Here is a 24,283-nt window from a genome sequence, read left to right as displayed (position 1 = left end):
AGGGTATCGAATTTAGGGGCTGTTTTAGAAAAAACAGCCCTTTTTAATTTGTTCCCGAGTTTACTGACAACAGGCCAATTCAAACTCAACGGGATACTGGATTGCAATCTTTTTGTGAAATTCATTGAAACGCATAAAGTGAATATTGCTCCGATGTTTTCCACAGCTAAATTCTGGAAATAATTGACTTTCAGTTGAAAGGCGAACTCTTAATAGCTGGAAGGTAACTTCAGAGGTCTCTAGCATAAAACTACCAAGTGGAGCCGTGCGATCTTCCCAGCATCCATTGTCTCTTGTAATTCTTAGGATAACCTCTATACTCGTTTTCACTCCTTGAATATCATCTATCCAGTTTTTTAGCTGTTGTTGTCGCACTTGAGAAGATTGATTCAAGAAAAGAAATAAATCAGGACAGTCAAATTGACAAGTGCCTCCGGGAATGCTCGCGCGGTATTTTACTGTTTCAATAAGAGGATCTTTTCTTAATTTGTCTCCAAACTTTCCTTCATAATTTAATACCCATTGATGCAGCTGTTTTATTTGTCCCAGAAAATTAGTTAACTTTGATGAGTCAACATTGGGGTTCTCCTTAAGATTGCTGAATAAAAGTGATAACCGGGAAAGCTCTTTAATTAATTCAGAGCGAGTATCTCCTCGTTCAAGAATTTCAAGAATTTCAAAAAGAAGCTTTAAAGCGTGCAGGTGATTGTCCGGATGCACAGCAATTCGACTACGCTCGAATAAACTAAAAAGAGATTCGAGTCTTAGAAAGCTCCTGATCTGCTCACGCAGCGGATACTCAAAAATTACAGGGGTATTTTGTGATTGTTTAGTTTCTTGTATCACAAACGCTCCATGTCTTTGCAAAGTGTTCAATCGGGAATATCAGGTTAATTGTAGCTCAATTTTTGATTGTTTGAGCCAAATTCAGGTATCTTTGATGGAGTTTCTCTACTTGAGTAGAAAGTGCAGAGATGTCACTGTTATTATCAATTATATCATCAGCTAGTGCCAGTTTTTGCTTGGTTGTTGATTGATTTAACAAAACTTTCTTAGCCTGTTCAACAGAAATTTTGTCTCGTTCAACTAACCGCTCGATTTGTCTTGATTCATCAATATCGATTACGAGAACTCGATCAATGAAAGGCTTAAGGTGAGAAGGAACTCTCCCTACTTTATTTATTAACAATGGAATATCGAAGACGACATAAGCACTGTTGCTTGATTCAAATTGCTTGTGCATTTCTTGTGCGACTTTCGGGTGAGTAAAGTTATTCAGCCACTGAAGAGCATCTTTGTCACTAAAAACAATATTTCTGAGCTTTCGTCTATCGAGTACTCCTCGCTCAGTGAATATTTCGTCACCAAACTTTTCCCGTAGATCTTGTAGCAGGGGAGAGCCATCTCTAAACAGCTCGCGCGCAATTTTATCAGCATCGATAACATCAATGCCATAACTGGAAAAAAGTGAACATACTTTTGACTTACCGGAAGCTATTCCTCCGGTTAGGCCTATTTTTAAGGGAAGCATTACTTAAGACCTGCAAACTGCAGATACTGATCAAGCAAATAGTCTCCCCATAGAAGAGTAATCCATCCCGCAATAGCCAGGTAGGGGCCAAAAGGAATTTTCGTCTGCGAGCTTTTGTTCTGTAAAATCATCATTCCTCCTCCAATCAATGCTCCTGCGCCAGCGGAGAGAATGATGACTAAACCTAATTTTTGCCAGCCGACTAGAGCTCCTATGGCTGCGAGTAACTTAAAATCTCCGTGACCCATGCCTTCTTTTCCAGTAAGCAATTTAAAAAGCCAATAGACTGTCCAAAGAGCTAAATAGCCAGAAATAGCTCCAATAACTGCTTGCTCAAGAGGAATAAAAAGATCATCGAGTCCCGCAATAAGTGCCAGCCATACAAGGGGAAGGGTCATATTGTCGGGGAGAATTTGGTGATCAATATCGATCATACTCATAGAGACAAAGTATGCTGAGATGATAAGCGAAACTAATAGCTCCAATCCATATCCAAATTTCCAGGCGCATAAGCCAAAAATAGCACCAGTTAAGGCTTCTATCATTGGATATCGAATCGATATAGGCGTTTTGCAACCACGGCACTTTCCTCCTAAAGCTAAATAGCTTAATACAGGAATATTCTCCAATGCTGTAATTTTATGTCCGCAATTGCGACAAGATGAACGAGGGGTAACAATTGTATAAGTTTCAGGATCTTTATCTATTGGAGACTTCTCTGGCGAAATAGTGAAACCACGTTCACTAAGAACATCTTTTGCCATGCTTTCCCACTCTCTGTAGAGCATAACCGGATATCGATAAATCACAACGTTCAAGAAAGAACCAAGCATGAGGCCAAAAATAGCAACAGCAATAATTAATGCTGAGTGATTATTTTGGAAGAACAGAAAAACATCTTCAAACACTAGATGAAACCTTAACTAAGAGATTCGGCCTTCCCAGATTGAAAGGCCTTAAGAAGCATTAGACAACTTGACCCATTTGGAATATTGGTAGATACATCGCAATGATAAGGCCACCAACCAATACACCGAGGACAGACATTATTAAGGGTTCTAACAGGGCACTTAAGCCATCGACGGCATCATCTACTTCCTGTTCATAAATGTCAGCGATTTTGGAAAGCATTGCATCGATTGAGCCAGACTCTTCGCCTATAGCAACCATCTGAACTACCATATTAGGGAACACGCCAGATGATTGCATGGCAAGATTCATTTGCATACCAGTAGTTACTTCGTCCTTAATTTTCAATATTGCATCACGATATAATGCATTACCTGACGCGCCAGCTGCAGATTCGAGAGCTTCTACCAAAGGTACCCCTGCCGCAAATGTTGTGGAGAGAGTACGCGCAAATTTGGCTACTGCTGCTTTATGAAGCAGTTCTCCAATTACAGGAAATTTTAGAAGTACTTTATCTTGTCGATCTCTGGCATCTTTTGAGTTTTGCAAAAGCCTTGAATAGGCTACAACTGCAACGACAGTGGTCGCTAGCATATAGAACCAGTTAGCTACCATGAAGTCCGATATGCCAATCACAAAAAGTGTGAATGCTGGTAAATCTGCTCCGAATCCCTGAAAAATATCTCTAAATTGGGGAACCACTTTGACAAGAAGAATTGCTGTAACAACTACTGCAACAACTACTACAGCAACAGGATAAGTTAGAGCCTTTTTGATTTTTGATTTTAACGCTTCAGTTTTTTCTTTGTAGGTGGCTATTCGATCCAACATATTTTCTAAAGCACCAGATTGTTCACCTGCTTCAACCAAGTCACAAAATAGATCATCAAATTCTTTAGGGTGCTTTCTCAAAGAGTCAGCCATTGTATTACCTGCTTCAATGTCTGCTTTGACGCTCAGCAGTAAATTTTCAACTGAAGCTTTTTCATTCCCTTTCCCTATGATATCAAAAGATTGGACGAGTGGAACACCTGCCTTCATCATCGTCGCAATTTGTCTCGAAAACATTGCAATATCCTTAGGCTCTACAGGCTTTCCTTTACCTCCGCCAAAAAGCGGTGCCGCTTTTTTCTGCACCTTAATCGGGCTTATTCCTTGTTTTCTTAGATGGGCTTTGACAAGAGCAGGTGTCTCCGCGTACATTTCACCCTTGACTTTTTGACCCTTTTTATCAGCGCCTTCCCAGCCATATTGATTTTGTTTGGGGGCCTTAGCTGCTTTTGTACTTTTTTTCGCCGCTTTTGCATTCTTGTTAATCGCTTTAACAGCCATTAGTCTGTCCTATTAATCTTATCCAGAGCTTTAATGTTGTGTAACGCGGCTAACTTCTTCTAAAGAAGTTACTCCTTGCATTACTTTTTGAAGGGCCGAACGGTGTAAGTCATTTACGCCTTCCTTCGCTGCCTGATCGCCAATATCAATAGCATTGCCGCCTTCCATGATTATTCTACCCATCTCTTCCGACATCTTCATTACTTGATAGACGCCGACTCTTCCTTTATAACCGTTTGTACAACTATCACAACCAACTGGTTCAAATATTTTAAATTTCCCTATTTCTTCTTCTTTAAATCCAGCATCCTTAAGTACTTCTTTGGGTAAGTCTACTTCAGTTTTACAGTTCTCGCACAATCTTCTTGCTAGGCGTTGTGCTATCACCAAATTGACGCTGGTAGCCAAGTTAAATGGAGCTACCCCCATATTAACCATTCGAGTTAGAGTTTCTGGTGCACTATTAGTATGCAGTGTAGATAAAACTAAATGACCTGTTTGAGCTGCTTTTATTGCGATTTCTGCGGTTTCCAGATCTCGAATTTCCCCAACCAGAACCACATCTGGATCTTGGCGAAGAAACGCCCTTAATGCCGAGGCAAAAGTTAGGCCGGCTTTAGGATTGACATTAACCTGGTTAACGCCCTCCAGGTTAATTTCTACAGGGTCTTCCGCTGTTGAAATATTCCGTTCAGGTGTATTTATAATATTGACAGCTGTATAGAGTGACACGGTTTTACCGCTTCCAGTCGGACCTGTAACGAGAACCATTCCCTGAGGTTTATGGATTGCTTCCATAAATAGATCTTTTTGCTCCGGCTCATATCCAAGAACATCAATTCCCAGTTGCGCGCTGGTGGGATCGAGAATACGCATTACGATTTTCTCGCCAAAAAGTGTAGGAAGAGTACTTACACGAAAGTCTATTGCTTTATTCTTCGAAAGCTTCAGTTTAATACGCCCATCTTGGGGTTGACGCTTTTCAGAGATATCCAGCCTGGACATTACTTTTAAACGAGCTGCAATTCTAGTAGATAAATTAATCGGAGGGGCTGCAACCTCTGTCAAAATTCCATCAACTCGGAATCTTACACGGTATCTTTTCTCATAAGGTTCAAAGTGGAGATCTGAAGCTCCTTTCTTGATAGCATCTAGCAGAATTTTGTTAACGAACCTTACTATAGGTGCATCATCAGCCCCTGATGCATCATCGTCTTCCTGCTTGTCATCATCAACTGACTCAAGATCCAGGTTTTCTAGGTCCGCATCATCAAAATCACCTAACTCTTCGCTTTCTTTTTCTTCAATTATCTTTTCTATTGCACGAGTTAGCTTTACTTCTTCAACTAATATAGCTTCAGTTGTAAGCCCGGAATGGAACTTAAACTCGTCTAGAGCAACTAAATTAGTGGGATCTGAAACCGCGACATAAAGCCGCTTTCCTCGCTTAAATAAAGGAATCGCGTGATGTTTACTGATTAGCTTTTCGCTGATTTCTGAGCCTGGTATTTGTTCTACGTCCATCGCATCGAAATCAAACAATGGAACTCCAAATTCATTGGAAGCAGCGTTTGCTATTGATGCGGAGTCAACCAGTGCATTTTCAACAAGGTATGGAACTATACTTTTTTTTGTTTTTTGCGCTGCAACAACCGCTTCGACTGCAAGATTTTCTTCCAGAAGTCCATCAGAAATTAGTCTGCGAGCAAGCCCGCTTAATACAACGTTTGTTTGTGCAGTAGCCATATTATTTAAGGATTAATTTACGCAAATGAAAGTTTAGGCCAAAAACTGGCAATTATCAGCTTTTTCGTCAATCATTTCAGTATAAGATGCGAATTGCAATTTGTCACTTTTTATTTTAAAAAACAACTAGATATGTGATATTGTTCATAACATACATCAAATATAGCTTGGTAGGCTTTCTATTGATGTGCAGTCACTAATGTCAAGCCATTTGCGACCTTGTTTAAGAAAAGCGAGAGAACTTGGGCCTTCGTGAAAAAGCAAATCTATAATTGACGCAAAACTGTGGAAATTTGCAGAATCTTTAAATTGTGTATATTTGGGGTGCTGATAGTCCTGCATATAAAATTTAATTTCTTGTTCTTTGAACTGATAAGGTGCATAAAGTCCACTGAGTACGCCATTTCTAAAGTTATAGTAGGATTTCGCCCCGACTAGTTTGGCTGTAGACAGAATTTTATCTTGAGGGGAATGGTGAGGCGGCAAATTCAATTCAGAGGAATAAATAACTTCGATTTTTATGCCTAATATTTGACAAATAGATTTAATGATCTGGGTGTTATATTTTGAAAGTAAAAATTCACCTTCGGGGAGTAGATTAAATAATCCATCTGAGTATTGAGAGAAATATCGGGCTTTTCTATAGTATGCGCACAGTTTGTTAACGATAGAGTTTTTCCACTTACTGTCTACGTGGATAAAGGTTTCATTGATATTTTTGCGGTGATACTGCTTAGCCACGTTTAAGGATAGCCAGCTAGGCTTGCCCGTCTTATCGACTACTCTGTTTCTAACGACAAAAGAGCGCTTTGTTAGTTGCACGTCGTCTAGACAAACCCATAAGTCCACGGTATCAAGTAAATCAAAATATCCTATCCATGGTAAAAAATTAGGTTGTGTGATAGCTACTTTCATATTTTCGCCTAAGTTGTTCGAATTTCTGTTCCAAACTATTGTTCATCCATCCTTTCGATGACTTTGAGACTATTTGTTTTTTAAGAATGTTTGATTGAATTTGAGATTTAATAGAAAATTTCTTAGAAATACTAATTAAACTAGCTTCGGGATCTTCAATAATTTGAGAATAATCCAACGTTAATTTCTTTTCTGGCGGAAGTTTTTCAAGTTGACTATATATTTCATATTCACAAATAAGATATTGATGAAATATCTGCTCCCAAGCAGACAATTCTGATAACTCTTTTTTCGATTTTGGACGGATACTCCACCAATTAATATCACTTCCATACTCTCTAATACGAGCATTGTATATGGAGCTACATACATCTGCTGGATTACGAGTTATGTGAATAAATTTTGCATCTAGTTTTTCATAAATACTGGAAATTTTAAAATTTATATAGTTTAGATTTTTTAATAATAAAGGAGAACCAAAATTATGGGCTAAATAATTTAGAGTCTTTGAGAGGTTTGGCCAATCAATTGTGGTTAAGTCGTTTTCTGAAAGTTGATCATGGTCTTTATGGTTTAACCAGTATTGCCAAAAATATCCAAATTCACTTGGAGAGTTTTCACCGCTAGTTCTACCATAACTCGAGGAGAATCTAGATTCACTAATGCTAGATTTCGATTGGTTATCTAAAAGAAATTGTTTTGCATAATTTGGTGCCATCCAATATTTTGACAAGGCATTTGATATATAGGCGATATCTAGATGTTCAGCTAAAAGCTGATGGAGAAGCGTGCTTCCCGATCTTGGAACTCCAACAATAAATATCAGATCAGGGGCTCTTCCTATGAAAGAATTTAACATTTTCTTTTCTTTGTGAACTAGTGATTTATTTAGAATATATTGCTTTACATCTTTAAAAAGACTACGTCTATTAGATATTCTCAATCCATTATCATGGTAGATTTTTTCAAAAAAATCTCTCATATCTGGTTGTACTAGCCTATTTTTCATCGATGTTTTTATAGTGAGATAATATAAAATGTAAGCATAATGGAATAAAAAGAATTGTAAACGGAAATATTGAAATTGCATGTCCAATTATAGCAACTGAAACGGCGGTATCATTGTTTACACCTAACATACTAAGAGCAAAAGCAAGAAAATAGTGGTATGTGCCTATATTACTGGGGGCTGAAGGTAAAAAATTTCCAAGAGAAACAAAAATAAGAACAACGATTGGTGCAAACCATGGTAATGATAAGTTGAAGGCGATCAGCCATATATAGACAGACAATATTTGAGTTAACCAGTATCCGAGCGAAAGCAGCAATGCTAGTAGCAGTCTACTTGGAGAATGGATCATTTTTATTGCATCTATAATAGAATGAATTGTGCTGGTTAGCCTGGACGATAATTTTTCAGGAAATTTATTTATGACTATATTTGCTATTGATTTTGTTTTTGACGGCGACTTAGCTACTAATACTAGACATATATAAAAAACTGAAATGCCTGAGCAAAGAAGAGATAGGGCTATAAAGTCAAATTTCGCATTTACAAGATATGGGACCGCAATGAATACTAAAATCATAAGGCAGGTTGCATCTAACAATCTTTCAAATATTAGAACAGGAAAACACTTACTAAATCTTGCGCCAGATTTATGCGAGAAAAACTTTGTTTTTAACAGTTCCCCAATTCTAAAGGGTAAAATATTGTTTCCAGTAAAGCCAACGGCGACACCTGTAAATGAGTCTAAGAATTGAAACTTATAAATTGGACGAAGAATAGTTCTTATTCTTTCCGTCATAAAAATAAAACCGAAAAATTTAGATAATAGTGCGATTGACAATATATAGATATTAGCCTTGGTAATCTCTTCAATTATGGTTTTCCAATTGGTATCCTTTAAAAAAAGAAAAATGAATATGGATGAAACCAATAGACCTGTGATGATTATTTTCTTATGGGATGATTCAGTACTTTGTTTATTCATTTTGGCTTATTAGAGTCACGCTCATTATATTGCTGAATATGCAATTAGATAATATATAGCTAATAATCTTGGCTTTCTATTACTTTCTTTCTAAATTGATTCACAGAACGGTAGCCTCTAAAAACCTCGGATATGGCTCTAAAAATTGATTTGACCGAGAAGGCTTTTGAGTTTCCTGTGTTTCTTCCTCTTGCTAAAAATGGAGACTCACCGATCCTGATAAATGGATTTCTAAGCTTTGCTTTGGCTATGAGCTCTGCATTGAAAGCATGACCAGAACTTATTATTTCTATATCTTTGAAAACATGAGCTCTGTAAAGTTTAAAACCGTTAATATATCTAAAGTGGAAACCATACAAAAACTGTATTGTTTTCGTAAACATACTAGAAGCTAATCTGCGAATAAGTGGTCTAATTAACTCATTGTCAACATAACCAAGTATTAGATCATATTCGTTTCTAACTTTTAGGTGGTTTCTTAGAGAGTCAAAAATGAATTCGTTATCTCCAGGGGTGACTGTTACCCATGCTTCATCAGGAAGTTCATTGATCGTATTTAAGACAGTTCTTCCTAGACCAAGATTCCTATGGTTTTTAATTACCTTACAATAGCTATTTTCTTCTTTGAGCTGTTCCATTTTTAATAAAGTTCCATCCGTTGAGCCATCATCAATAAGAATAATTGTAAAATTAAGCTCGTCTACTAGTGTCAACATGGTATTCATTACTGATTTTACAGTGCTCTCAATATTCCGCTCTTCGTTTAAGCATGGGATCAGAATATATATATGCTCTTTATTCATGGGATGATTAAGCTCTCTATTTGATTTTTTATTTCATCTAATTCTTGAAACATTAATAGATGTCTGGCTATTTTATTTCTTGCTTTTTTATCGGAGTTGAAAACGTATGTCTCGATTCCAGCGCTTAATGCTGATTTTATTCCTGTAGTTGAGTCCTCTATTGCAATACATTCGCTCCTATTTAACTCTAGCCTTTTAAGTACCTCTAAATATACATCTGGATCTGGCTTTGCTTTAATTTCACTTGATGGAAAGCTAATGTACGAAAAGTATTGGAAAAGCCCAAGTCTTTTAACTATGTCACAAGCCATCATGCTCGAGCTTGCAAGCGCAATCTTAATATTGTTTTGATGAATATATGATAAAAGTTCTCTGGCTCCTGAATGAGTATGAACTAGTTGTTCTATTTTATTTTGGGAACTGTTTCTAAGTAACTGTTTAAGAACTATTCCTTTATTTTTCGCAATACTTTCAAGAAGTTCATTATCTTCCTCAGTTATCAAAGAGCGTATAACGGCTTCTCGCGAAAGGCCTTTGCTGACAAATTTCGTGATGGCTTCACGACTGAATGAATATCCATGCATTTCAAATGCCCTTTGAAATGAAGTTGTATGAAGCTGAGATGACTCAATGATTACGCCATCTAGATCAAATATAACGCACCTTAATCTCATTTCAAATTTTTATCTAGTTTTTCAAAGTTTAGTTGGCAACTTTTTTCTTTCCAGCTCATAATATAAGCATTATGATTTGGAAAGTTACTAAGAAATTCACTATTTAGCTTATCTGAAACATAGTTTACCCAAAGAACATCAGTCTCTATAGAAGGGAGGCTTACAGGACGGTTAAACATTGACAGTCTCGAGGGTAAAGATATGCAAGGATGAACAAATGGTCTAGGCGAAAATATGATTGCCGGTTTTTTTACTAGCTTATTCGCAGATATTATTGGAAAGTTAGATGATTGCGCTAACTTGATTGTGGTTCCCAGTCGAATTGGAACATAAAATAAATACGATAGTACAACCAATGAGAGAATCAGATTTGGGATTATGTTTACCTGACAAATTTTACTCGAATTCCTGGCGAGTGATTTGATTGATATATTAGCTGTCCGTAGACCACTAACTACAAGAATAATCCATACCCATGATTGCTCAAAGAAATGAACCGGCGCAATAGTACCAAAACCTGCGTCATCAATACCTAGGTGAAAGATTAGATAGCTAAATACCATCAGCCATGGTAGTAATAATTTTCGTCGAACAGATAGTAGAGCAAAAATTAAAAATATTGGCCAGCCTGATATTGAAAAATTATGTCTTATTGTTGCTAAACTAACTGTTTCTAATACTGAGTCAAGAGATTTGAAACTTAAATTAGCAACTTTATCCGGGGCTATACTTTTGTTACGACCAGAAAATCGGAAATCATTCTCTATGTCGTACTCGATAGAGCGTTGATATGCTACTTTAGTAACTAAACCATTCTGGTAATAATTTATTGCGAAGAATATGGATGAAAAAAACAGCGAGGTTACACCAAAAGATAGAATAGTACGGAGTTTTAAACGACCTTTTATCGCGATTGATAACCAAACACATAAAAGAGGAAGTAACAATCCAAGAGTAGATAATGGTCTTATTAAAAAAGCTATAGCGAAAAAAGCGGCAAATAAAAAGTGGTAGCGACTAAGGTTCGGCGCATCAAGTAGTCTGTAAAAATAGTATGAGCACCATAAAAGAGCAAAAGTACAACTAGTATGAGACAATTTAGTTGCTGCCATAGTTATAATTGAAGGAGATGAAAGAAAAATAAATATAACCAATATGCTCCAATTTTTTCCTAGATAACGCAGCGATATTTTGTAAAGCGGATAAACCGATAATGCAAGTAGTGTAGGATTTACAAAGTGTTCAAGGTCTAATAGGATTCCTATGGCAAAAAAGAATGGCCAACCCAGGAAGTATTGTGAATAAAATTTACCGTCATTAATCATGAATGCTCGGTCGAAAAATATCTTGTTTTCCGGAGAGTCGAAGTAAAGCTTTCCTTGAGCCAGAGCCCTTGCACTATATTCATAAGCTGATTCGTCATCAGTGAAATAGGCGTTGTTGAATAAAAAATGACCTGCAAGGGAAGGAATGAGAAATGCCAACAAGGAAGCTAATACTATGAATGTCTTTTCATTAAAATAATAACGCTGCATTAGCGCGGAAGGGTTTAACCCTAGTATTGACAGTCCTTTCGCCGAAAGTAATGCTCCCAATCCGCCATAGATCATCCAATAGTGAGTAAAATATGTGTAAAAAATATCAGGAATGTTAAAAAAGAATAGACTTTGTTGAAAGTTATTGAGATTTTGCTTACCTACTTGATAAAAAGCTACAAGACAAACTGCGCCAGCTAACAAATAAGCATAGCCACTAATTTTAGAGGAAATTGAGTGGCTAATTGAGAAAAGTCTATCATTTTTGAGCATTATCTTCATATTAGAGACTAAAATATATAGATTTTGGTTATACTATCCACATTGCATTGAGCTGTCTATTAAAGATGCATTTAAGGACACAAATTTGTTTATTCTAAACCAATCTACGATTAATCGGAGTACCCGTAATGAGTAAAAACAAATATTCTATTTTGGTAACTGGTGGAGCAGGGTATATCGGTTCAGTATTGTGCCCTAGGCTAATATCGCTAGGACACGATGTTACTGTTTTAGATACGATGTTCTTTGGTAACAACTTTGGGAGTGAGCTCAATAGTAATAGCCGTTTTAGCATTGTAGAAGGTGATATTAGAAACTATTGCTTGATAGACCAAGTTCTTAGGGCGGGAAAATTCGATAGGGTTATACATTTAGCTGCTATAAGCAATGATCCATGTTCTGACTTGGATGAGGAGTTAACAACTTCTGTGAACCTGGAAGCGACAAATAATTTAATGCATGCTGCTAAAAAGCATGGTATTAAAAGATTTATATATGCCTCGTCAGCAAGCGTTTATGGGATTAAAGACACTAAAGATGTAAATGAAACATTGTTGTTAGAACCTATTACTCTTTACGCTAAGTATAAGGCTCGAGGAGAGGTGATTCTTAATAATCTAATTGATGACCAGTTTGAAGGGGTCTCAGTACGGGCTGCAACAGTTTGTGGTTTCTCTCCGAGATTGCGTTTAGATCTAACTGTTAATATTTTTACTTATCAGGCTGTTTGCGAAGGAAAAGTTAGAGTTTTTGGTGGGAGCCAAATGAGACCTAATATACATATTCAAGATTTAGTTGAGTTCTATGTTTCTCTTCTTGATGCACCTAACGTCAGTGGACAAGCTTATAATGTTTCCCATTCAAACTCTTCTGTCAAAGAGTTAGCCGAGCTAGCTGTCAAGGTAACCGATCAAGAAGCATCTTTAGAGGTAGAAGAATCCAATGACAACCGTTCATATCATCTATCCTCTGAAAGGGCTCAAAGGGAGCTTGGTTTTTTTCCAAAGTTTACTATAGAAGATGCGATAGCCTCTGTCGAAGATGCATTGAAAAGTCGAATACGAATTCCTGATCCTACTGCAAAGGTTTACAGAAATGTTCAATATATGTGTGAGAATTTAGGAGCTTGGAAAATTTAGTATGAAAATTCCTTTCTTTACATTAGATCGACAAAGCCGTGAGATAAAAGATACCGTCTTAGATGCAATAGGAACTGTTATTGACAGTTCTATGTTCATTCTCGGAACAGAAGTGGAAGAGCTTGAAAAAGCATTATCAAATTACATCGATTCAGCTGAGTTTGTTTCAGTATCATCTGGGACCGAAGCATTACGGCTGTGTTTATTATTGAATAATATAGGTTTTGGCGACGAGGTAATAACTGTTTCTAACTCCTACTTCGCTACTGCAGCAGCTATCGCAATGGTCGGCGCAACTCCTGTATTTGTTGATATAGAGCCAGACTCCATGTTGTTAGACCCTACTAGAATTGAAAAAGCTGTGACAGCCAATACTAAAGCAATTATTCCTGTTCATTACAACGGCTACCCTTGCAATTTAGAACTTATTCATGCAATTGCTGACGCCTATAATGTTGTTGTTATCGAGGATTGTGCTCAGGCGTTCGGAAGTAAAACGAAAAACAGACATGTGGGAAGTGATGATTTCGGATGTTTTTCATTTCACCCGTTAAAAGTTTTTGGTGGGTATGGAGATGGAGGCGGTGTCAGTCTTAGTTCTGTTGAGTATATCGATACTTTGAAACAGTTGAGAAATAATGGGCTAGTAGATAGGGACAACGTTGCTCATATATCCGGTAACTACCGTTTAGATACTTTACAGGCGGCGGTGTTATTGCAAAAATTGAAGTATATTGATTCTTGGTTAATGAGGCGCAAAAAAATAGGACAATATTACTTGGAAAATTTGAAAGGCATTCGGCTTCCTGTAGTTGAAAAATATGTCGACTTTAACTTTAGTTCATTTGTGGTAAGGCATCCGAAAAGAGACGCATTATTAAGACGATTGAATGATAAAGGTATAGATTGTAAAGTACAGTATCCTATAGCGATTCATCAACAGCCTCCTTATAGTAAGTTTTCCAAAACTAGTTTGCCAATAACTGAAAAAGTTGTTTCCGAAATTATTTCAATCCCAATTTCTCAGGACTTGACCGATATCGAAGTCGAGTTTGTAGTAGACTCGATAAATTCTATAGCGAGCCTAGTGTGATGCAAAAAATTAACAAAAAAATTTTCGTAGTAAATGAGCTGGAAAAAAAACTAAAAGCAGATAGAGGCGCGGGCAAGTCTATTGTCCAATGTCATGGTTGTTTTGATATCGTTCATCCAGGACATATACGCTATCTACAGTTTGCTAAAAAACACGGTGACATACTCGTTGTAACAATTAGCTCTGATAACAGTGTTTTCAAAGGGGTAGGGCGGCCCTACATTAACGAGAAACTAAGAGCTGAAAACCTTGCTGTTCTAGAGTTTGTTGATTATGTTGCAATAGATGACAACGAGTGGGCTGGTCCTGTTTTGGATAAATTAAAACCTGATATATATGTGAAAGGGAAAGAGTACGAAACCAATCAAGATCCGCGTTTCTCCAAGGAAAGAGCTTTGGTGGAAAGTTATGGCGGAAGTGTTATATTCGGTTCAGGTGATGTAGTATATTCTTCGACAAAAATTATTAATACTTTTTCTCAAAAGTTTGATTTGGAACATCAAAAAATCAGCTACTTTTGTGAAAGAAATCAACTGACTTATGATAGGTTGATTAAAGTCATTCGAAATTTTTCTGACTTTAGAATTCTTGTTGTTGGAGACTTAATTTCGGATCTTTATATCAGTTGTGAAGATATGGGGTTAGCTAGTGAAAGTCCAATGCTATCGGTTAGGCCTGTTAGAGAGGAACGATATGTTGGAGGGGCTGGTCTAATAGCCTTGCAATTGGCTCAGCTAGGTGCAAAAGTTATCTTCTTAACAGCAGTAAACAAAGATAGCCCAGATGTTTGTATGGCTGTTGATATTTTGGAGGCTGGCGGGGTAGAGGTCGAAGTTCTCCATTGCTGTCGCCGCGAAATATACTTAAAGAAAAGATATGTAGCGCAAAATCAGAAACTATTAAAGGTCGATTATGGTTCTCCTATGCCACTAACTCCTGCAGAATCACAAGAATTTATCTATAAGTTAAATGATTTGACGGAAGGTGTTGAGGCTGTTGTTGGAACGGACTTTGGTTATGGGTTGTTTAGTCAGTGTCTGCTAAGTGAGTTATCCACAATAGGAGACAAAAAAAAGCTGTATTTTGATGTAAGCAGCAGAGCAAGTTCAAATCTGCGCAAGGTCAAAAATACTCGCTGCGTGATGCCCACTGAGACAGAAATTAGAGCTGCCTACGGAGATTTTGAAAGTGGGTTATCCAATTTGGCAGCTCGTTATTTCAATGAAACAGATGGTGAACAAATAGCCATCACTTTAGGTGAAAAAGGAGTTGTTTATTTTGAGAACAATGAACAAGATCATCCTTTGAGAACTGAGTACTTACCTTCTTTAGCATCAATGGTAATTGACACTGTTGGTGCTGGAGATGCTTTTCTCTCTGGTTTTGTCCTTGCTGATCTTGTTAATGAAAATGCCTTTTCTATGGGGTTTTATTTTGGAAGTTGCCTTTCTGCAATGCATTTGTCTAAAATGGCAAATTCTCCTGAAAGTTTAATACAGCTAGAAGAGTTTCTGAAGAATAGATCGGAGCTAGTATTAAATAGCTGTGCAGAGTAAATAATTTAGTTATCCTTTTTTGGAAAAACTGTATTTCCTATTAGCTATAAAGTATGGAATAAATAGCCATAAGCGTTGTCAAAAGATAAGTATTTAATTCAGGAATTTGCTTCTAGAGTTTGAAAACGAACCTGGAGAATTATTAAGCCTTTTATACTCATTCCGATAAAAACTGTTCTGTAAGGAGTTGTGTGTAATAGGACTTCTGTTCTCCATATGATAGTGAGATTGCTTTTTCTAGACTAGATTTGGCAAGCTCTTGGTTTTTCTCTTGAATGTAGTACTGGTAGTACCTTAAGTAAAGTGAATGAGAGTATGGTGTGATTTTTTTCGCCATTCCTAGCAATTTTAATACGTCTTCTTTTTTATTCTGCTGTAACTGAGCTGTAGCTATTTTTTGAAGAGTTAATGCGTAGTCTTTAGGATGCATTAAATAGTTTAGAGAGTCTTTTAAGGTTATTTCAGCTTCTTTGTTATTGCCCATATTTCCAAGAATTGTGCCTTTTATCGTTAGGTACTTAGCAATTTTCTTTTTGTCCAAAGCTTTGTCAATATACTTGAGAGCTTCATCATACTTTTTATAATTTGACAATGAAGCTGCCAAATTTGCATTTGCTTCCGAGGAGTTCGGTTTTGCGCTCACTGCCCAACTCCATAACGCGAGGTTGTTGGTCCAGAGAGGAATAGTGACTTTGGTGTTTAAGATATTAACTAGAAGTATGAGCAATACCATTGCATTTATTGGTCGTTTGATGCTTTTAAGCAAGGTCTCATCATTTTTAGCAAGTAAAAATATAGTTGCTAATATTATCCAGGCAAGAGGAAATACTAAGAATCTTCCTTGGACGATATTTTCGCCTATCGTCATACTAATGAAGTGTAATACCGGGAATAAAGAGAGAATAAATAGAGAAAGCAATAGCCCTAGGCTTTTAACATTTTTGAAGAAAAAGCTTAAAATTAGAACTAAAACTAGTAACGCTATTACAAATATTGCTAGCGGATCTTCATTTGATATTGGAAGGGATTCTGCATGAATAGGACTCAAATTGGTAAAAGGTATTATGAGAATTTGTAAATACAACCCCAATGATTTGGCGCTTAGCATAATACTGTTTATTAAGTCATGGTTCGCTGTATTTGAACTCGGAAGGTAAATATAACCTAGCGCAAATTGTCTGATAGAAAGGTATACTAACCCCGATATGAAAATCGCTGAATAGACAGCAAATTGTTTGGAATGAAGAAATCTTTTTATGTTTTTTATTTCGAGCTGTGGAGCGTAAACAATTAAGTGCCAAATTGGTAGCGCCAGAGCAAAACCTAACGCCATTTCTTTACAAAGGGCTGCTAGTAAAAAGCAAACACCAACAGATATAGCTCTAGCTACTTTGTTAATTATTTTCAAATCCAAAACTAGCGCAATTAGTAAGAATGTTGTTAAAACTAAGTCAAAACGGCCAGATATCCACGCAGCTACCTCAATTGTAGCTGGATGTAAGCCAAAAAAAATGCAGCCAATCAAAATAGTATGTGAATTAATTTTTTTGTTAATATGAAGATATAACAACTTTATTAGATAGCCAACAAGAGCAACATTTAAGCAATGAAGAATTATGTTGGTTAGGTGCATAGATATTGTACTAGTATTAGTTAGATCTGCCTCAGCATATAACCACAAAGTGACTAACGGACGATAGTAATTATGAGATACCAAAAAGGGTTTTGTTAGCGCGTCTAAATTGTAGTCAGGGTTAAGATGTGTTGAAGTAATGTTAAAATAAGTCACATCGTCCCAAACAAAATCGAAAAATATCGCGGGATAGAAGAAGAAGAAAACTGAGCTTACTGCAATGCTGATAGCTATTACGGGGGTGATTTTGATCTTGGCCATATTCGACTTTTAAGAGGTACGAGCAAAAAAATAAATAAAACTAACTAAGAAGGACGTAAAAAAGCAGCCTAAAAGGCTGCTTTTTTACAATAGAAAGAAAATTTAACTCTATTGACGACACTCTGCAGGAACATATTCGGTATCACTTGCGTTATTGCAATCCCATGCTACACCACCAAGTGTATCTAGTGTTCCAACCAAGTCGAAAGTCACGGTAACATTGTTTACACCTGTAGCGACAGTTGCGCTGATTGTACCCGCAGCAGTAGTCCCAGCACATTGAAGAGTAGTCATACCAATTTGGGTTCCTGCACGTACACCTGAACATGCACTTACACCGTTTGCCAAGTTTTCTGAAATGGTCGCTTTAGCGCCGCTTGCCTGAACAACACCTTCAGAAACTTTTGCACGGATTGTGTAATCCTGATAAGCAGGAAGTGCGATAGCTGCCAAAATACCGATAATCGCAACAACGATCATCAATTCAATCAATGTAAAACCTGATTGTACTTTTTTCATATTAATAACCTCGGTTAGTTAGTTTTGATTAATCAAAAATAGGCTCTTGTATGTCTTTAAATATAAAGTAGTCCATTTTTCAGAAATCACAAGAATCAGTCCATTTAGTCCTCAGACGATACTAAAGCAATCATGATGCCAGTTAAAATGGATGTTTATGTAATATGTGACAAATATCACAAAAATATTCAAAGAGAGATTGGTTTTCTTGATTATTTTCTTTATAAATCAATGAGATGTAAAGTTTGGCAGAAAATAACTAAATTCAAAAATTATTTTTGAGTTTAAAAAACTTAAAATATCGAAAATAAAGATTTGAGTGACTTTTCACCAAGAGTGACAATTTTTGTCAATCAGGGGCCCATTCTATGACAAAATGTTACATGCAGCATGGATTGGCTGCTAATTTAGGTCAATTCGCATAGAAAGATCGAGTGCAGTGACATTTTTGGTCAGAGCTCCAACAGAAATATAGTCGACTCCCGTTTCGGCAATTTGGGCCAGCGTTTCGAGGCTCACGTTGCCGGAAGCTTCAAGTTTTGCTTTATTGACGTGTGAGTCTCGTAGTTGCGTCGCTGACTTCATATCTTTCAGAGAAAAATTATCAAGCATAATAACCTGCGCCTTGCCGTCTAATGCCTGAACTAACTCATCAAGACTTTCCACTTCGATCTCCAGTAATTTCTCCGGATTATTGTTAATGGCTGTGGCAAGCGCCTGAGCTATCCCTCCACAGGACATAATATGATTTTCCTTGATCAGATAAGCATCTGAAAGTCCGAGTCTATGATTACTGCCACCGCCACAAGTGACCGCATATTTTTGACCAAAGCGCATTCCCGGTATTGTTTTACGGGTATCTAGCAGCTTGCAGGTTGAGTTGCCAAGCTGTTCAACGTATTGATTCGTCAGGGTAGCGGTAGCGGAAAGGGTTTGCAGGAAGTTCATTGCGCTTCTTTCACCAGTGAGCAGGGCGCGAGCATTGCCTTTCAGTTTACATAATATTGAACCAGCTGCGACTTTGTCCCCATCTTGATACTGCCAGTCAATTGTTACCTGGCTATCAACGAGTTCAAAAACCTTATTTACCCAGTCAACGCCACATAAAATACAATCTTCTCTGGTTATTAGTGTTGCTGAAGCATACTTTTCCGCCGGAATGAGAGCGGCTGTTATATCCTCGTTATTTTCTCCCGCGAGATCTTCAATTAGAGCTAAGCGACACATTTGCTCAATTTCTCGAGCGAGAAGGGTGTTGAACTGCTGCTGGTCCACAATTATTGCCTATGTTATTTAACTGCGCGGCTATTTTAGCAACTAATAAGCCTGCCGCAAGGTTAATACACCGGCTTTTTGTGTATATTCCAGTTGTCCCAGAGCAGACATTCCCAAGAGAACCTCATTTCCAGCCATATTGGGTGCTATAGATGCTTTAACATTGTAAAGAGTGATCTCGCCGATTGTTAGTTCATCGATTGTTGTTAGGTAACCAGTTGATACTCCGTTTGCAGTATAAAATTTCTGTTGTGCACCTCTCCTTAGTCCGATATCACTAGCAAGGCTGCCTGGCACAGCGACTGATGTAGCTCCCGTATCAACAAGAAAGGTTACCGGAGTCCGGTTGATATTTCCTGATACTACATAGTGGCCGCCTCGATTTTTTTGCAGTTTTACTTCGATGACTTCTCCCATTCTTAGAGAGTCGGGTGTCTGGTTGGGGTTATACTGTTTCTCTTCCCATCCGCCAAAGATCCAGGTGAGAAGGCCTATCGCTATAATCCAGGCTACAAATATCATGTTTTTGCCGATTTGCGACTCAATGCCGCTCTCGGCATCTGGCCCAGACTGATTAGGTGATTGAGAGTTGTCTGTTTGCATATATTAGAGAGTTCTATTTAAGACTGTTACAAAGTAGTAGTTTGAATAAGAGTCACTTCAAATTGAGGCTATTATTCATTTTTAACAACCACTGATCAATGTGACAATACCTTTTATCGCGAAATCTGAAAATGTGGATTATTACCAGAGAAAACGCAGAGAAAAGCTCCTTCAAAGACTATACTAAATAGATGGAATTCGGCCAAATTATTAGTAGTACATCAACGTCGATAGTGGGATCGAGGAAAGTGAATACAGTCTCTGTATCTCGGATGGTGATAAATTGTTCGGTTTTGTGATGAACTCGTCAAATATTCCGGGACACTCGGGTCGAGGTACAGGTATGGACTATATTATCAACAATAGGTTGCAATATTTGTTGCGGGTCCCAGTTGTCAGATCTGGACTTTTTTGTCCATTTCTTATCTTTAACAGGTAAGCGTTGTGGGAAATTCCAATAAAATAGTCGAGCTTTCATCCAAGCAGGAGTCTTCTCTCTCGAAGAAATCTAAGTTGTCGACTTCAATTGACCAGGTTCTATCAATCTATCTGGACGAACTTAACGGCAGGTTAGAGGAGCTTTTCTCTGACACCGATGACCACCTCTTTGATAAGTCGAGTAAAAGCGATGATAGCCGGCATTTTGCTGCTATGCGTACTCTTCGTATGAAAAAGCTGGAAGTTCTAAAGTCTTTTTCTCAAGGAGTTAGAAACGAGTTTGTTGACTCTATTGGTAAGATTGAAGGCGCTGCGTTATTTGGTGAATGTGAGGAAGAGATTTCTTTTGAAAATCTGGCGCTTGTCGAAGAAGATGATCTGGAAGAGCGAATAGCTCTTGAGTCAATGACAAATAAGGCGCAAAAGGCTAATAAACAAGCCTTAACTAATATTCGCCAGCGCCTTGATGTACTTGTTCCTTCCGTTGCTGTAACCGATGAAATTAACCCGTTTGATCCTTCATGTATCTGTACCGCAATAAGCCAGTCTCTTTCCTCCATTGATTTAGGAACTGAATTTAAGTTAGTGCTTTATAAGTTCTTTGAGAGAACAGTTATTGATGAAATGGATTTGATTTACGATAAAGTTAATCAGTTCTTTATCGAAAATGGAATACTTCCTGATTTAAAGTCAGTGGCGATAAGCCATGATCGAAGAAGAAGGCGCACTCAATCTTCTGATAATGGACAGGAAAAAAGTGAGCAAAGCACAAAAGATAGTGATGAAATTCTCAATTTATTGGGAGAACTCCTGTCTCAACGTCGAGGAGAAGATAGCCAAAGAGTGAGTCAACAAGTCGATACTGGCCAGCTGGTTGCTGTGTTATCCAATTTGCAAGCTCATACCGGTACAACCTTAGAAAATGATTTAAGAGATATCCGTAGTCAAATAGGGGCACTGCTTCCCGGAAATGTCGGCGGACAGGTAACTCAAGGCGCTCTGGGTCAAGCAAATGACGACATGATTGATGTGGTCACCATGTTGTTTGATTTTATTCTAGATGATGATAATTTACATGCTGAAATCAAAGCTGTCATAGCCAGACTACAGATTCCCATCTTAAAAGTTGGCCTGACTGATCGTACGTTTTTCTCAAATAGAAAACATCCCGCTCGTTTGCTCTTGAATGAGCTGGCACATGCAGGCTTGTCGTGGGAGCCTGACGATAACAGCGCTGCTCCAATGTTAAGTAAAATACAGGGCGTTGTCGAAAAAATTTGTAATGAGTATACAGAGCAACCAAATTTCTTCGAGCAGTTGCTGGAAGATTTCATAGCCTTTAAAAATGACTTTAGACGTCGCGCGAATATTTTTGAAAAGCGTACAAAAGAAGCGGAAGAAGGGAAGGCAAAAGCTGAGACCGCCCGTTCGAAAGTTAATGAACAAATCAAGCGTATTTGCGCGAGAAAGAATGTACCTGAAGTAGCAAGGCAAATCCTGAAAAACGTCTGGGTACATGTGATGTTTCTCGAGAGCTTAAAAGAGGACAAGGAAGGCTGGGAGAAGGTTAGCAAAATAGCACAGATGCTAATTTGGAGCTTACAACCTGTTAAGGACCAGGCTCGTCTGGACAAATTAATTAAAGTTGTACCGGTACTGGTTAAAAATATCAAACTGGGGTTTGACAAAATCTCTTTTTCTCAACTTGATGCCTCTGCTTTAATGGATAAACTGGAAGACGCACACCGGACGATAATCTCTGAAGGTAAAGTCTATATTGAAGAAAGTCAAAAGGATGAAATTATTCGTTTGATGCCTGTTGATCCATTCACTCAAGGTTCTGCAACTCAAGAAACAGTGTCGACCAGTGAGGCCGAAGAAGAAATTGAAGAGGTTGTTGTTGAAGAGATTGCATTTTCCGAGGAAGAAATTGGTAAATTACACACGCCAAAACCGAAAGTAAAAATTACTGAAGACAGCAAGGCTACAGTAGAAAATTTCTCTGCAGGCAGCTGGTTTGATCTGAAAATTGATGAGGAGTACCGTCGTTGCAAACTGGCAGCTAGAATTGTGTCGACAGGAAAGTATATCTTTGTAAACCGAGCCGGAGTAAAGGTCTCAGAGTTTTTTACAGATGAACTGGCAGCGGCGTATCAGTTAGGGGAAATAAAAGTATTGGATGATGAAGCCTTGTTTGACCGGGCGTTGAAAGCGGTCATTTCTAACCTACGAGACATGAAAGCAGAAGCCTGATATTCTTGCTGGCTTGTTTGTTAACTGACTCATGGATTGCTGAATGCAAGTCGTAGATGGCTGGTTGTCTACTGCCGAAAAAGTAGTTTCTCCCCACTTTAATGAGCGACCTGATGGCTGTTCAATTCGCTTACTGGTTATTCATAACATCAGTTTACCTCCATACCAGTTTGATGTTGACTGGGTCGAGCCATTTTTTGTAGGACAACTGGATACTCGAGCTCATCCGTATTTTTATCAACTCGAAGGACTTAGAGTTTCTTCACATCTATATATCAAGCGAAATGGCAAAATTATTCAGTTTGTGCCGTTTGAAAAAAGAGCCTGGCATGCAGGCCAATCTGAATTTATGGGGGATGCTGACTGTAATGACTTTTCTATTGGTATAGAAATGGCTGGTGCTGACAGTTTACCTTACACAAAGCTTCAGTATGAGGCTTTGATTGATGTCACCAGAGTTTTACAGAAGAATTATCCTTTGATTAAGAAAGAGCATATTGTAGGTCATTGCGATATTGCTCCTCAACGCAAGACAGATCCTGGCATCAGCTTTAACTGGTCACGTTACCTGGATGCTCTTTGAGAATTTTAATGACTATTAGCTGGTTGGATGAGGACTTTTAGCTAATAGTATTAATATATTGTTTTTTAAGCTAAAATCTGACAAAAACCAAATAAAAATAACTTTCCTGGACGATAATATGATTCTAATCCCTGTATTGATTGCACTGTCGTTGGAGTATTACTTTCACTGGGGAGCTGAGCTTCGCCAATTCGGATGGTTTAACCTGTATATTAAGAAAGTTGAATCCCAATTTGAAAAACATTCTTTCTATGTTAGTTGGATTGGTGTGCTTTTAATTGTACTGGGTCCTGTCTTCTTGCTTTATTTTATTGTTAATTTATTTGATGGTACTAACTACTTTATTTTGCTTTTTTTAGTATCTGTGGGGGCCTTATTTTATTCATTAGGTCCGAAACCATTAGCCGAAACTATGGCTGGCTATTTTAGTGCGATGGAACGGGGTGATCAGGAAGCTGCATTTTTGAGACTTAAAGAGGAAATAGATAACGATGATCTGCCTGAAAGCCAGGAATTCGTCAGGAATGTTACCAGGTTCGTGCTAGTTGAAAGTAACAAGCGTTACTTTGGTGTCATATTCTGGTTCATCATTTTGGGGCCTTTTGGTGCTTTATTTTATCGTCTGGCCTATTTGTATCATAAGGAATGCCAAAAACAGGTAAACGAACATCTTATCCAGACAACTCAGCTCATTCACTGGATTGATTGGTTACCTGCGAGATTAACCAGCTTCCTCAACCTTTTAACAGGGGATTTTCTTGCCGGCTTTTATCGATTAAAGGATTATCTGACAGACTTTCAATCGAGTAATAATCAGGTTCTTAGTGAAACTGGAATTTCCGCTTTGGGTTTAACCATGGGGCTTGCCGAAGATGGAGTAAAAGAGAACCGAGACGCTATGGATATGGTACAAAGAACTGGAATATTCTATTTAGTTGCTGCAATTTTTCTAAGTCCACTAGCCTTGTGGTAGTCCTCCAGGCTGTACTTCTTTGTAAGGGCCTCTGCAAAGACTTCCTCAGCCAGGGCTGGATACAAATATCATTTCGAAATTTCCCTAGTTAACTTCTTTATTTTAATTAGTATGGCTAAGATAAATGTCGGAGTTGTCACAGGATATTTTTCTTACTTTTTTGTTGTGCCGTGGCCGCTCCAAAATTTAATTAAAAGCTATATGTTTAATAGTAAGTATGGCTAAATATTGAATCT

The 24,283-nt window shown here is 37.8% G+C and carries 21 protein-coding genes; 6 read left to right on the top strand and 15 right to left on the bottom strand.

Annotation, left to right across the window (positions count from 1 at the left end; translation table 11 throughout):
- Positions 1-60: 60 nt before the first annotated feature.
- The 11 genes from zapD to IYN84_RS07300 all read right to left on the bottom strand — a co-directional run bounded on the left by zapD (position 61) and on the right by IYN84_RS07300 (position 11,712).
- Complete coding sequence (gene zapD / locus IYN84_RS07350; protein ID WP_196138494.1) at positions 61-846, bottom strand: cell division protein ZapD; 786 nt, start codon at positions 844-846, stop codon at positions 61-63.
- A gap of 55 nt (positions 847-901) precedes the next feature.
- A complete protein-coding gene (gene coaE, locus IYN84_RS07345; RefSeq protein WP_196138493.1) occupies positions 902-1,531 on the bottom strand; it encodes a dephospho-CoA kinase in 630 nt (209 codons plus the stop codon).
- Positions 1,531-2,439, bottom strand: coding sequence for an A24 family peptidase (locus IYN84_RS07340; protein WP_371734812.1), 909 nt, complete (start codon positions 2,437-2,439; stop codon positions 1,531-1,533). Before IYN84_RS07340 ends, coaE begins: the two co-directional genes overlap by 1 nt.
- A 58-nt stretch (positions 2,440-2,497) precedes the next feature.
- A complete protein-coding gene (locus IYN84_RS07335) occupies positions 2,498-3,772 on the bottom strand; it encodes a type II secretion system F family protein (protein WP_196138492.1) in 1,275 nt (424 codons plus the stop codon).
- Between the two features lie 30 nt (positions 3,773-3,802).
- Entirely contained in the window at positions 3,803-5,518 is a 1,716-nt protein-coding gene (pilB, locus tag IYN84_RS07330; protein ID WP_196138491.1) for a type IV-A pilus assembly ATPase PilB, read from the bottom strand.
- A 156-nt stretch (positions 5,519-5,674) separates the two neighbouring features.
- Positions 5,675-6,433: a WbqC family protein gene (locus IYN84_RS07325; protein ID WP_196138490.1), complete on the bottom strand. Its 759-nt coding sequence runs from the start codon at positions 6,431-6,433 to the stop codon at positions 5,675-5,677.
- The gene (locus IYN84_RS07320) at positions 6,408-7,442 is read right to left on the bottom strand and encodes a sulfotransferase (RefSeq protein ID WP_196138489.1); all 1,035 of its coding nucleotides are present in this window, start codon (positions 7,440-7,442) and stop codon (positions 6,408-6,410) included. Before IYN84_RS07320 ends, IYN84_RS07325 begins: the two co-directional genes overlap by 26 nt.
- Entirely contained in the window at positions 7,432-8,427 is a 996-nt protein-coding gene (locus IYN84_RS07315) for a lysylphosphatidylglycerol synthase transmembrane domain-containing protein (protein ID WP_196138488.1), read from the bottom strand. Before IYN84_RS07315 ends, IYN84_RS07320 begins: the two co-directional genes overlap by 11 nt.
- A gap of 59 nt (positions 8,428-8,486) precedes the next feature.
- Positions 8,487-9,230 carry a glycosyltransferase family 2 protein gene (locus IYN84_RS07310; protein ID WP_196138487.1) on the bottom strand — a complete coding sequence of 248 codons (744 nt, stop codon included), beginning with the start codon at positions 9,228-9,230 and terminating at the stop codon, positions 8,487-8,489.
- Positions 9,227-9,904: an HAD family phosphatase gene (locus tag IYN84_RS07305; protein WP_196138486.1), complete on the bottom strand. Its 678-nt coding sequence runs from the start codon at positions 9,902-9,904 to the stop codon at positions 9,227-9,229. Before IYN84_RS07305 ends, IYN84_RS07310 begins: the two co-directional genes overlap by 4 nt.
- A complete protein-coding gene (locus IYN84_RS07300; RefSeq protein WP_210330313.1) occupies positions 9,901-11,712 on the bottom strand; it encodes a glycosyltransferase family 39 protein in 1,812 nt (603 codons plus the stop codon). The genes IYN84_RS07305 and IYN84_RS07300 overlap by 4 nt, the downstream gene beginning before the upstream one ends.
- A gap of 137 nt (positions 11,713-11,849) precedes the next feature.
- On the opposite strand from IYN84_RS07300, the gene IYN84_RS07295 reads away from it, so the two are divergent.
- Genes IYN84_RS07295 through IYN84_RS07285 form a run of 3 tightly spaced genes read left to right on the top strand, consistent with a single transcriptional unit; the run spans position 11,850 to position 15,509 of the window.
- Positions 11,850-12,860, top strand: a complete 1,011-nt coding sequence (locus tag IYN84_RS07295) for an NAD(P)-dependent oxidoreductase (protein ID WP_196138484.1) — start codon at positions 11,850-11,852, stop codon at positions 12,858-12,860.
- Between the two features lies 1 nt (position 12,861).
- A complete protein-coding gene (locus IYN84_RS07290) occupies positions 12,862-13,953 on the top strand; it encodes a DegT/DnrJ/EryC1/StrS aminotransferase family protein (protein WP_196138483.1) in 1,092 nt (363 codons plus the stop codon).
- Complete coding sequence (locus tag IYN84_RS07285; protein WP_196138482.1) at positions 13,953-15,509, top strand: PfkB family carbohydrate kinase; 1,557 nt, start codon at positions 13,953-13,955, stop codon at positions 15,507-15,509. Before IYN84_RS07290 ends, IYN84_RS07285 begins: the two co-directional genes overlap by 1 nt.
- 157 nt (positions 15,510-15,666) lie before the next feature.
- Here the strand turns inward: IYN84_RS07285 and IYN84_RS07280 are convergent, their stop codons facing one another.
- The 4 genes from IYN84_RS07280 to IYN84_RS07265 all read right to left on the bottom strand — a co-directional run bounded on the left by IYN84_RS07280 (position 15,667) and on the right by IYN84_RS07265 (position 19,800).
- Positions 15,667-17,403, bottom strand: coding sequence for a tetratricopeptide repeat protein (locus tag IYN84_RS07280; RefSeq protein WP_196138481.1), 1,737 nt, complete (start codon positions 17,401-17,403; stop codon positions 15,667-15,669).
- A 108-nt stretch (positions 17,404-17,511) separates the two neighbouring features.
- Positions 17,512-17,922: a pilin gene (locus tag IYN84_RS07275; protein WP_196138480.1), complete on the bottom strand. Its 411-nt coding sequence runs from the start codon at positions 17,920-17,922 to the stop codon at positions 17,512-17,514.
- A 402-nt stretch (positions 17,923-18,324) separates the two neighbouring features.
- Complete coding sequence (gene nadC, locus IYN84_RS07270) at positions 18,325-19,197, bottom strand: carboxylating nicotinate-nucleotide diphosphorylase (RefSeq protein ID WP_371734811.1); 873 nt, start codon at positions 19,195-19,197, stop codon at positions 18,325-18,327.
- A 42-nt stretch (positions 19,198-19,239) separates the two neighbouring features.
- Positions 19,240-19,800 carry a TIGR02281 family clan AA aspartic protease gene (locus tag IYN84_RS07265; RefSeq protein WP_210330312.1) on the bottom strand — a complete coding sequence of 187 codons (561 nt, stop codon included), beginning with the start codon at positions 19,798-19,800 and terminating at the stop codon, positions 19,240-19,242.
- A gap of 444 nt (positions 19,801-20,244) precedes the next feature.
- Between IYN84_RS07265 and IYN84_RS07260 the strand changes: the two genes are divergently transcribed.
- From IYN84_RS07260 to ampE, 3 genes are all read left to right on the top strand, one after another.
- The gene (locus IYN84_RS07260) at positions 20,245-22,491 is read left to right on the top strand and encodes a DUF1631 domain-containing protein (protein ID WP_196138479.1); all 2,247 of its coding nucleotides are present in this window, start codon (positions 20,245-20,247) and stop codon (positions 22,489-22,491) included.
- 43 nt (positions 22,492-22,534) lie between these two features.
- Entirely contained in the window at positions 22,535-23,074 is a 540-nt protein-coding gene (gene ampD / locus IYN84_RS07255; RefSeq protein ID WP_196138478.1) for a 1,6-anhydro-N-acetylmuramyl-L-alanine amidase AmpD, read from the top strand.
- A gap of 118 nt (positions 23,075-23,192) precedes the next feature.
- Positions 23,193-24,047 (top strand): regulatory signaling modulator protein AmpE, encoded by an 855-nt coding sequence (gene ampE, locus IYN84_RS07250; RefSeq protein ID WP_196138477.1) that lies wholly within the window; start codon positions 23,193-23,195, stop codon positions 24,045-24,047.
- Positions 24,048-24,283: the final 236 nt, after the last annotated feature.

Source organism: Aliikangiella sp. G2MR2-5 (assembly GCF_015687155.1).
In the GTDB taxonomy this organism is placed as follows: domain Bacteria; phylum Pseudomonadota; class Gammaproteobacteria; order Enterobacterales; family Kangiellaceae; genus Aliikangiella.
This window is presented reverse-complemented; position numbering and strand designations above follow the sequence as displayed.

What these genes read in the sequence shown, in the direction of transcription:
- coaE (WP_196138493.1), bottom strand. Translation starts at nt 1,531, where the DNA reads ATGCTTCCCTTAAAAATAGGCCTAACCGGAGGAATAGCTTCCGGTAAG.
- IYN84_RS07335 (WP_196138492.1), bottom strand. Translation starts at nt 3,772, where the DNA reads ATGGCTGTTAAAGCGATTAACAAGAATGCAAAAGCGGCGAAAAAAAGT.
- pilB (WP_196138491.1), bottom strand. Translation starts at nt 5,518, where the DNA reads ATGGCTACTGCACAAACAAACGTTGTATTAAGCGGGCTTGCTCGCAGA.
- IYN84_RS07325 (WP_196138490.1), bottom strand. Translation starts at nt 6,433, where the DNA reads ATGAAAGTAGCTATCACACAACCTAATTTTTTACCATGGATAGGATAT.
- IYN84_RS07320 (WP_196138489.1), bottom strand. Translation starts at nt 7,442, where the DNA reads ATGAAAAATAGGCTAGTACAACCAGATATGAGAGATTTTTTTGAAAAA.
- IYN84_RS07315 (WP_196138488.1), bottom strand. Translation starts at nt 8,427, where the DNA reads ATGAATAAACAAAGTACTGAATCATCCCATAAGAAAATAATCATCACA.
- IYN84_RS07310 (WP_196138487.1), bottom strand. Translation starts at nt 9,230, where the DNA reads ATGAATAAAGAGCATATATATATTCTGATCCCATGCTTAAACGAAGAG.
- IYN84_RS07305 (WP_196138486.1), bottom strand. Translation starts at nt 9,904, where the DNA reads ATGAGATTAAGGTGCGTTATATTTGATCTAGATGGCGTAATCATTGAG.
- IYN84_RS07300 (WP_210330313.1), bottom strand. Translation starts at nt 11,712, where the DNA reads ATGCTCAAAAATGATAGACTTTTCTCAATTAGCCACTCAATTTCCTCT.
- IYN84_RS07295 (WP_196138484.1), top strand. Translation starts at nt 11,850, where the DNA reads ATGAGTAAAAACAAATATTCTATTTTGGTAACTGGTGGAGCAGGGTAT.
- IYN84_RS07290 (WP_196138483.1), top strand. Translation starts at nt 12,862, where the DNA reads ATGAAAATTCCTTTCTTTACATTAGATCGACAAAGCCGTGAGATAAAA.
- IYN84_RS07285 (WP_196138482.1), top strand. Translation starts at nt 13,953, where the DNA reads ATGCAAAAAATTAACAAAAAAATTTTCGTAGTAAATGAGCTGGAAAAA.
- IYN84_RS07280 (WP_196138481.1), bottom strand. Translation starts at nt 17,403, where the DNA reads ATGGCCAAGATCAAAATCACCCCCGTAATAGCTATCAGCATTGCAGTA.
- IYN84_RS07275 (WP_196138480.1), bottom strand. Translation starts at nt 17,922, where the DNA reads ATGAAAAAAGTACAATCAGGTTTTACATTGATTGAATTGATGATCGTT.
- IYN84_RS07265 (WP_210330312.1), bottom strand. Translation starts at nt 19,800, where the DNA reads ATGCAAACAGACAACTCTCAATCACCTAATCAGTCTGGGCCAGATGCC.
- ampD (WP_196138478.1), top strand. Translation starts at nt 22,535, where the DNA reads ATGCAAGTCGTAGATGGCTGGTTGTCTACTGCCGAAAAAGTAGTTTCT.
- ampE (WP_196138477.1), top strand. Translation starts at nt 23,193, where the DNA reads ATGATTCTAATCCCTGTATTGATTGCACTGTCGTTGGAGTATTACTTT.